The organism is Endozoicomonas sp. SESOKO3 (assembly GCF_024606255.1).
Genome location: NZ_JAHHPR010000759.1, coordinates 1 through 1,065 on the forward strand (window position 1 = coordinate 1; position 1,065 = coordinate 1,065).

Genomic DNA, 1,065 nt, shown 5'->3' on the forward strand with positions numbered 1-1,065 from the left:
GTATCGCAATACACCCTATTCCTGCTTCCCTGACAAGCTGGGACTGGCCGAAGCAAACTGGGCTAAGTTAGACCGGGTGAAGCTCTGGTTCGATACTCATCACAACGCGGAAATCCAGCTCATCACTCCCAGTGACCCGCTACAGCCGGTGTGGGGAAACCCGACCATCGGCTACTATTTTTTTGACCAGGTCAAAGGTCAGGTGTTTTTCAAGAGCGGCAGGTTCCTGAACCGGGACATCAGGCAATTCCGTGAATTCAGCGCCACAGAGCATGGCGCGGTGTTTGGTAGCAAGGTATCAAGGGTAGTGCCGGGCAAAGATGACGCCCAATTGCTGGTGTTTGAGCCCCCTTATTATTACCTGTTGACGGCCAGCCGATCCGGTCAGCTGGACCACCGGGTGATTGCGGCAGAGACCCTGGATGGCCAGCTCAGCGCCCCCCCCGTAGCAGCCACTGACAAAAGACTGATTCCCCTGCGAGTCGTGGATTCCTACGACAGTCGACGTATCCTTCGCACCGGTTTTTATGACGGGGCCACCCAAACCTACATTGCCTTCCTGAGCAGCCTGCTGGATGGCGGCCCACTGGTCGATGGGGACGACGGCAGCCGTCTTCGACTGATCAGTGAGCTTGTCCGGAAGGAACTGCACAAGGGCCACCTGCCGGTGCACAAGGTGGTGCGGGGCCAGCGTATTTACTATCTTATGTACAGCCAGCATTCCGGCAACCTGTATTGGCTGAGCACCAACGTCCGTCGCCCCGGGGGCATCCAGCAGCTGAGCTCCGGCTTCCAGGTGATCCGCCCGGCGGACGAGCAGCGGACAGTGGCCGAGATGGCCAACCACCCGGTCTTTACCCGGGTGCAGGCGCACTCCGCCAGCCTCCTGGCCGATACCCCGGGTGGCTACCAACTGTGGATACCGGACAAGGCCTGGGACACAACCCGGGTGGTCAGCGAAAACCTGACGGTGGAGTCAGGGCCCTTTGCGCACTGGCAACTCGAGGCCACCGGGCAGACCGTCGCCAAGTCTAACGATACCCTGAGTGTGCGCCAGTTCACCCC

The 1,065-nt window shown here is 59.9% G+C and carries 1 protein-coding gene; it reads left to right on the forward strand.

The window, feature by feature from the left end:
- Window positions 1-1,065, forward strand: a 1,065-nt coding sequence (locus KDK18_RS13355; RefSeq protein WP_257255425.1) for a hypothetical protein, incomplete at both ends; no start/stop codon positions are given.